The following is a 7,383-nucleotide window of genomic DNA, read 5'->3' on the forward strand; positions in this document are numbered from 1 at the left end:
GCCACCCGCCGGACGGCCGAGGGACAGGTAGCGCCGTGCTACCGCGAGGCACGGCGTCGCGATGCGGGGCGCTCACCGCGCCCGCGCCCGCGAGTGCCCAGGAACCGACAGTGCCCGGCTCCGTGCTGCGCGAAGCGCTGGGCGAAGACCTGCTGGAGAAGGAGCCGATGGATTTCGAGACCGCATCCGCTCTTGTGGAGGGGCTGAACCAGCTTGACGTCGAGCTTCGAGCCCTCTCAGCGTCGACGGACTGGCCCAAGCGCCTATCCCAGCTCAGGGGGCAGGCCGCGCCTGCCGCTTGGGCGGATCAACGAGTGGCAGCCAGGCCGGCTTGCCGTTGTAAATAGCAACTGCACCCTGGATCCGGGGGGCTGGTGCAGCTGCAGGCTTCATCGAAACTCCTGCGCGAAAGAGCCACGCCAGGGAGGGATCAGATGGCTATCGATTTCGCACTGCAGCGGCCCTGTACGGCCCGCCGGTACACGCCGGAGGTCAGGCTGCGGTCCATGGTCAGGCACCGCGGCATTGCAGAATTCGCGATCGCCCAGTTCCGCGAGAAGTTTCCCCACGCCGACAGCGACACGCTGACCAGCAAGTGCACGGTCGAGATCGCCGTCAAGGGTCCGGACGGCATGGCCATACAGACGCAGGTGACGGTCGGCCAGCTGCTGGAGATGATCGCGCCGCTCAGCGAGCTGGATGGCGAATGCAAGGGTTGCTCGGCCAACCTGTCGGGCCGGGCCTTCGGCTGCATCGGCAAGGTGAACTACCCCATCCGCAAGGAGGCCGAGGACTGGCTGCTCGCGCGCCTGCCCGCCGATGCCAAGGACGCCAACCTGGTCCTGCTTCTCAAATACCTCGCCGACCTCGGCATCGACGGCGCCCCGGTCGAGGCTCAGCGAGCCAAGCCGCGCGTGTTCGAACGCAAGGAGGCCGCCGTCAGGAAATGGGGCGGCTGGCTGGGCCCCAAGATGCAGATCACGTCCAGCCAACTGCTGCAGATGCTGGCCTTCAGTGAATCCATCGGCCCCGAGCAGGCCCAGCTCTACAGCCGGCTGCTCGGCCTGGCCAAGCTGGGCTCGGAGATGGGGGAAGCATCCGACGCGGTAGAACAGTTCCGGGTCTTCCTGCGGGCGGTCAATCTGGCGGCGAGGTTGAATGCGAAGCTGGCTGTTGAAGCTTAGGGTTCCCGTTGAGCAAAGGCGGCTCAAGGCTGGTCTGAGACGTTCGCCGCCGGAGGCCTGAACGGCGGCGACAACGAACACCGGTCATCCAGCGCCGGTAGCCTCGACCGACAGCTTCATCGCCGATTCCTGTCGCCCGACCACGGCCGGCCGAGCAGGGTGCCCCAAACGACCGCTCCCGCAGACCGTGTCCGGCTCAAAGCGACCCATCAGAGACATTCACGTTCCAAGATTGCCCACTAAAAAGCAGCCGCCTGATAGGCAGCATGCGGCAGTACGAAAACGTAGCAATATCAGCTTCGTTGCGGCTTGGCCTGCACAGCTACTTGGAGGAGGACGAGGCTGACGAATCGGGTGCAGCGGGCGGGATCGTCAGAAGGGCGACCTTGGCGAGTCCCTCTTCCTGTGCGATCTGCATCGCCGGCATGACGTACTTGTATTCCACCTTCGAACTGCCCGTGACATGGAGGTCAATTGGCCTGCCGCTGGATTTGAGCTCGCGAAGCTGCGCTCGCAAATCGGCGAGGGCAACGGGCTTGCCTGACAGGATGTATTGACCGGAGTCGGTTACGACAAGACGTACATCACGTGGCTTGGCAGGCTCTCCGGAAGTGACGGTTGGACTCATGGTTAGGGCAAGAAGAGCAACCAGCAGTCTGGCGTTCAAAGGGAAAGGGCGTTTCGCTTCGTTTCTTCTCGACATCTCATCGTCTCCCGGTTACTCGAATCGGCGACCGTTCCCGTGGATCACGGCTGCCGGGACTACCAGTTCGCAGTCAACGCCAACAGCAGCCGCTCGATCTGCTGATCGAAGAACGCCCGGCCTTTGAAGCGCCTGCCGCCATGCCGCTGTACCCTAGCCGATTTCGGCTTCGGGTTGTTTAGTTGCTCGGAGCAGGTTCATCGCTTTTCTACGGGGAGGCGGGGAGTCTGTTCAAGAATTCCACGCGTTGACGTTCGGTAAGCCCGGGACTGCGACCTGACTTCCATACAGAGCCCAATGATGCGAGATCGGGAAGCGCTGCCAATGCCGGAAGAGCGTGTTTCTCAATCCGTTCGACGATGTCTTTGGCAGCTGCCTCGGCATCAACTCTGGTAGTAGCGCACCACCAAAGGTCTTGACTCTCTGGGGCTAGCTGCCCGAGCCGTGTCCTCCACTGTGCCAATGGGATCGATGGGCTCGTGACGTCTCTGACGTCTGCGTACACGAGCTCAGGGGCAAAGACGCCGATGTTGACCGTGAAGCTTGCGTCGCCCACCTTGTTCGAGACCGATGCCTGAACCTCGATGAGATGCACAACGTCCCCAATCTCGCGTCGAAACAGCGCTGAAGACTTGCGATAGCCGAGCGGCTTCAGCAAGGCGTACACCGCGGCGACGATTGGCAATTTGAGTTCGGTGGGAGTCATCGAGCCGCCCCTGCGCTGGCGGATGTTTGCCCGACCAGGTCGGGCGGGCATGAGCGGGTTTTTCTACATAGATGCTACGGGGCAGAGCCTACTGTCCACTGTCCCCTTGGCTCACGGCACAGTCCAACTGGGCTACCCGAAAGCCGCGGCCGGTGGGTGTCAGCTCCTGGCCGGGACCCGGTTTCCCGTTGGGGCGCCACCAGCAGACATTGACCTTGACCGGATACTCACGCTCGAAACAATTGCTGGCCGTAGCTAGTAGCACTGCAGCACAAGCCAAGCGTCCTGGAACTTCCCTTCGCGGGCAGGCGCCTCTCGCACCCAGGAGTACAACGTTCCAGCATCACCCCACATGACACCTTGTGCATCGACTTCGCGGACTGTTTCACTCAGCGGATGATGCTCGATCCCGCTGCCCAGCAGCTGCTCTACTCCTTCTGATGGTCGCGAACCCTTGTAACAGCCGTGCGTCGCTGCGCTGCCCCCGTACACGCAGCGCGCCGACTCTCCAGCGAGCGCTTGGCCTCCTGACCCTGGCCGCAGCCTTCGCGCACAGCCCGGCGGCCCTGGCTGCCGACGCCAGCAAGAAGGCCACGGGCGCGAGCAACGTAATCCCGATGTCCTTGTTCAAGCTGATCGAGGAGAAGAAGTACGCCGCTGCGCTGCCGCGAGTCACCAGCCTTGCTGCTCAGAAGAACCAGCACGCCCAGTTCGTGCTGGCCAGCTACTACTCCTGCGGCAAGATCGTGCCGTTCAGCTGCAGCAAGGCCGACGAGCTCTTCAAGGCCTCCATGAATCCGAGCAACGGCGCACCGGAGAACGGCGCGATCTCGCAGGCTGCGCCCAACGAGGTGGCCTGGCTCCACGCCACGTGCACGCAGGACGGCTTTGAGCGCGATCTGGAGACGGCCAAGACCTATGCGATGGAGGCCATGCAACGCGACAACAACGCGTTCGCCCTGGACACGCTCGCGGCTGTGGCAGCTCGCGCCGGCGAGTTCAAGGCGGCAATGAGCTTCCAGCGCATGGCCATCTCGAAGCTGGACGTCATGGCCAAGGCCGAGCCGATCCCCGCAGCTGCCTTTGTCGACTTCAAGAAACGCCTAGCTGGCTACGAGCAGGGCCAGCCTGCCGAGGTCACTGCGGACACCGCGGCGGCGAGCTGCAACTTGCTGCCGGACTGAGGAGCGGCTGTGGGTACGGTTGCATGTGGCCCAGCCCCTGTGGCACTCACCCGGCAAGCCGGGCGTCGCCTCTCAGGTCAAAGCTTGAGCGTCTGCTTTCTGGCGGTCTGCTCGGGCGCCGCCGATTTCCGCTCCGGGTGGGCAAGGTGAGCTCGCGGCCTTAAGAACCGGTAGCTCGAGCCCGGCCAGGCCGAACGGCAGCTTTTGGCGCAGGCCGCGAACTGGAGGTTGCGGCCAGGAGCTGCCGCAGGCCTGCGTCCGCTTAGGGGCGCACCGGCGGCCCAGCGGCGGTCTCGCGCATGCTCAAATGTTGGGCAGAAATCGTTAATGATCCGCCGACAGCAAGTTATGCAGCATGAATAGCGAGCAGACTCCTTCATCGAAGTTCCGCCGAACTTGGATCGCACTGGTCGTCGGAGCCGCAGCGCTCCTTCTGATCTTCTTCGTGTCGGTGATGGCTGAGCCGTATCTCATTGCTTTCGCTGACGGTGCGCCATATGCAGAGCCCCGGTCAAGTGCAGGCGGATGGGCCAATAGCAACCTTTGGCTTGCAGCCACAAGTGCTTGCTGCTTGTCCGTGTTTGCGGTCGGATACGTCGCAACGCGCTTGAGTCCTGCCCACTCGCGCTTTGCGGCCACCGCCCTGTCCGTGCTTGTGATCCTGTATGTCGTCCTTGCGCAGTTCCCAGCCACCAAGTCACTGACCCGCATTGCACTCTGGTCCATTTCTTTGCCAGCCAGTCTTGCCCTTGGTGCGTGGCTGCCATCTCGGGCTCGAAATGCTGCATAACCTTTCGCTGCAGCCGACCCGCGCCAGCTGCGCTGGCTTGGTCGGCTGAGCTCGAACGTTGAACGGCCGCTTCGAGGCTGCGAGATCGCCGAAGGCAAGGACCGCATCGGGTCGGCAAGGCCAGCTCGCAGTCTCGTGAACCGGTCGCTCAGACCTGGCCAGATGTTGCGGCAGCTATCGGCGTTGACTGCGAACGGGTAGTCCCGGCCAAGTGGCGCCGTTCACGACCGACCGCTTGGACGAAGCGGAACGCCGCATGCGCATGAACCTCGTCGGTGGACGGCTAGCGCGATAAGAGCTCCGCGAGCAACGCCTGTCCCTGCGGCCAGTCCCCAAGTCCGCTGCCCGCGTTGATGTGACCGGCCGGCCCGATCTCGACGAGCCGGCTTCCCCAGGCGCCGGCGCAGCGGCGCGCGTGGTCGATGCTCCCGTATGGGTCGTTGCTGCTGGCGACGACGATGCTCGGAAAAGCGAACCGCTCTAGCGGCAAGGGCGAGAACCCGATCGCATCGCGCGGAAAGGTGGCGCCTTCGGAGTCGGGAACGGCCACCAGCAACGCGCCTCGAACGCGACAGCGCGTCGATGCGGCCCAGTGCGCCAACTGAAGGCACGCCAGGCTGTGCGCCACCAGCACGACTTGCGGCTCGCTGCCGCGTACCGCGGCTTCCAGCGCTGCGACCCACGCGCTGCACACGGGGTGATCCCAGTCGTCCTGCTCCACCCGCAGCGTGCGAGGAAGCAGTTCCTGCCAGCGAGTCTGCCAATGCCCGTCGCCGGAATTGCCGATGCCCGGCAGGATGAAAATCGAGTCTTTCGTCATGGGGCCTTGTAGGTGGGTGAAGGACCAGATGACGATAGGCAAGGAAGCTTGGCCGCTGAAGGGCAAGGCATCGGAAAACGCGCCGCAAAACCTTTGGAACATCGGTTCTTGCTGCCACACGTCGCGAAGGAGAGTGCATGGAACTGGACAAGAAGGACTGGCTCATCCTGGAGGCGCTGCAGGCCGACGCAAGGCAGAGTCTGGCAGCGCTCGGCAAGCGCATCGGGCTGTCGCAGCCGGCGATGAGCGAGCGCGTGCGCAAACTCGAGGAGGCCGGCGTGATCGAAGGCTATGGTGCGAGGATCAACCTGCGCTCGCTCGGTCTGGCCTTGCAGGCCATCGTCCGCGTGCGCACGACGCACGAGCACATCAAGAGCTACGTCAGGCTCTTCGAGAAGATGCCCGAAGTGCTTGAGGCCGACCGTCTGACCGGAGAAGACTGCTTCATCGTCCGCTGCGCCTTCGCCGAACCACAGGACCTGGAGCGCGTGGTGGATGCGCTTGCCGCGCACGGCTCCGTGACCACGTCGCTCGTGCTCTCCAGCGCGGTTCGCAAGCGCGTCCCGCTGCAGCGGCACAGCCCTTGAAGGCCTCGCCACCCACCTCCGTCCCTCCGGCAGTACGGCACGTTTGACTCAGTGAGCCGCCGCTCGCACGGGTCTGTTCGTCAGCTGTGGCCGGCCATGTGCCGTCGGCCACCACCGGGTGCTGTCGGGCATGATCGACGACACATGCGCAGGATGGCCACACGCGAAAGGCTACATCCCCGCGGTTCGCAAGCTGGCCGACTTGGTCGGGCGCTCGCCCGGCACCGCCGCCATCACGGGGCTGAAGCTTCTTCGACATCACCCACAGTCAGGCGCTCCACGCCGCTCGATGACGTGCTATTGCGACACGCTGGCGGATCACTCCCCGGCGGGCTTGACGAGCAGACGCTGAGCGCCCGGCCCCTGCGCGGACAGCCTATCGAACGGGTTGCGCAGCCGGCAGCGATCGATCGACAGGCAGCCGCAGCCGATGCAGTCGTCGAGSGTGTCGCGCAACTTCTTCAGCTGMGCGATGCGCTCGTCGAGCTCSRCGCGCCAGGTGCTGGACAGCCGCGCCCAGTCCTCGCGGTTCGGCGTGCGGCTCGCGGGCAAGGTGTCGAGTGCCGCGGCAATGTCCGCCAGCTGGATGCCCACGTGCTGCGCCACGCGGATGAAGGCGACGCGACGCAGCACGTCGCGCGCGTAGCGGCGCTGGTTGCCGGCACTGCGCCGGCTGGCGATGAGCCCCTTCGCCTCGTAGAAATGCAGCGTCGACACCGCCACGCCGCTGCGCCGCGCAACCTCGCCCACGCTCAGGCTGAGCGCGATGCCGGCTGCTTCCAAAGGATTGTTCATGTGCACCTCTTGACCTCGACTTTAGTTGAGGTTCTAGAGTCCGCTCACCACTTCATTGAAAGGTTCAACGCGTGTCCGAATCCACTTCACTGTTCCGTGTCGACAAGTTCGCCGTTCCGGCCGCCTCGCTGAGCGCCTTCCTCGCGCGCGTGCACAACGTCGATCGCCTGCTCGCCAGGCAGCCCGGCTGCAGGCAGAACCTCGTGCTGACACAAACCGAGGGCCCGGGCGAGTTCAACGTCGTCACCATCGTCGAATGGGCCAGCGCGGAAGCGATGGCACGGGCCAAGGCGACCATGCAGGCGCACTATGCAAGCGAAGGCTTCGACCCGTCGGCCTTCATGAAGAGCCTTGGCGTGCGCGGCGACCTGTCGGTCTACAGCAGGGTGCGCGGCTAGCTGTTGAGTTTCGATAGGTTGTACCCACCGAGCCGGGAGGCAGGAGGGCTGTAGCCAAGAGCGGAGTGAGGCCGTCGAGCGTTGTAGTAGGTCAGGAACGCTGGCAACCAGGCCGTGCGCTCACCGCTGTTGGCCCAGACGCGACCATAGGCCCACTCCCGCAGACACGTCTGGATGAAGCGCTCGGCCTTGCCGTTGGTCTGTGGGCAGTACGGC

Annotated in this window: 10 protein-coding genes; 4 read left to right on the plus strand and 6 right to left on the minus strand. The window is 64.4% G+C overall.

Going from position 1 to position 7,383, the window contains the following annotated elements; all coding sequences use genetic code 11:
- Nucleotides 1–434: 434 nt before the first annotated feature.
- Complete coding sequence (locus ACXJKM_RS29170) at nucleotides 435–1,184, plus strand: hypothetical protein (RefSeq protein WP_457356548.1); 750 nt, start codon at nucleotides 435–437, stop codon at nucleotides 1,182–1,184.
- A 322-nt stretch (nucleotides 1,185–1,506) separates the two neighbouring features.
- Here the strand turns inward: ACXJKM_RS29170 and ACXJKM_RS29175 are convergent, their stop codons facing one another.
- The 3 genes from ACXJKM_RS29175 to ACXJKM_RS29185 form a co-directional block, all read right to left on the minus strand.
- Nucleotides 1,507–1,812, minus strand: a complete 306-nt coding sequence (locus ACXJKM_RS29175; protein WP_457356549.1) for an ExbD/TolR family protein — start codon at nucleotides 1,810–1,812, stop codon at nucleotides 1,507–1,509.
- 283 nt (nucleotides 1,813–2,095) lie between these two features.
- Nucleotides 2,096–2,593: a DUF4304 domain-containing protein gene (locus ACXJKM_RS29180; RefSeq protein WP_457356550.1), complete on the minus strand. Its 498-nt coding sequence runs from the start codon at nucleotides 2,591–2,593 to the stop codon at nucleotides 2,096–2,098.
- Between the two features lie 255 nt (nucleotides 2,594–2,848).
- On the minus strand, nucleotides 2,849–3,085 hold the full coding sequence (locus tag ACXJKM_RS29185; RefSeq protein WP_457356551.1) for a DUF1963 domain-containing protein: 237 nt from the start codon (nucleotides 3,083–3,085) through the stop codon (nucleotides 2,849–2,851).
- Between the two features lie 125 nt (nucleotides 3,086–3,210).
- Between ACXJKM_RS29185 and ACXJKM_RS29190 the strand changes: the two genes are divergently transcribed.
- Complete coding sequence (locus tag ACXJKM_RS29190) at nucleotides 3,211–3,777, plus strand: hypothetical protein (RefSeq protein WP_457356552.1); 567 nt, start codon at nucleotides 3,211–3,213, stop codon at nucleotides 3,775–3,777.
- Nucleotides 3,778–4,850: 1,073 nt separating this feature from the next.
- Here ACXJKM_RS29190 and ACXJKM_RS29195 read toward each other — a convergent pair.
- Entirely contained in the window at nucleotides 4,851–5,387 is a 537-nt protein-coding gene (locus tag ACXJKM_RS29195; protein ID WP_457356553.1) for an RBBP9/YdeN family alpha/beta hydrolase, read from the minus strand.
- A 137-nt stretch (nucleotides 5,388–5,524) separates the two neighbouring features.
- Here ACXJKM_RS29195 and ACXJKM_RS29200 point away from each other — a divergent pair, with 137 nt between their 5' ends.
- The gene (locus tag ACXJKM_RS29200) at nucleotides 5,525–5,974 is read left to right on the plus strand and encodes an Lrp/AsnC family transcriptional regulator (protein WP_457356554.1); all 450 of its coding nucleotides are present in this window, start codon (nucleotides 5,525–5,527) and stop codon (nucleotides 5,972–5,974) included.
- A 318-nt stretch (nucleotides 5,975–6,292) separates the two neighbouring features.
- Here ACXJKM_RS29200 and soxR read toward each other — a convergent pair whose 3' ends face one another.
- A complete protein-coding gene (soxR, locus tag ACXJKM_RS29205; protein ID WP_457356555.1) occupies nucleotides 6,293–6,769 on the minus strand; it encodes a redox-sensitive transcriptional activator SoxR in 477 nt (158 codons plus the stop codon).
- A gap of 71 nt (nucleotides 6,770–6,840) precedes the next feature.
- Between soxR and ACXJKM_RS29210 the strand changes: the two genes are divergently transcribed.
- Nucleotides 6,841–7,167: an antibiotic biosynthesis monooxygenase family protein gene (locus tag ACXJKM_RS29210; protein ID WP_457356556.1), complete on the plus strand. Its 327-nt coding sequence runs from the start codon at nucleotides 6,841–6,843 to the stop codon at nucleotides 7,165–7,167.
- On the opposite strand, the gene ACXJKM_RS29215 is transcribed toward ACXJKM_RS29210, so the two are convergent.
- Nucleotides 7,164–7,383: integrase core domain-containing protein (locus tag ACXJKM_RS29215; protein ID WP_457356557.1), on the minus strand; the 220-nt coding region annotated here is incomplete at its 5' end. The genes ACXJKM_RS29210 and ACXJKM_RS29215 overlap by 4 nt on opposite strands.

This window comes from Roseateles sp. P5_D6, assembly GCF_054049415.1.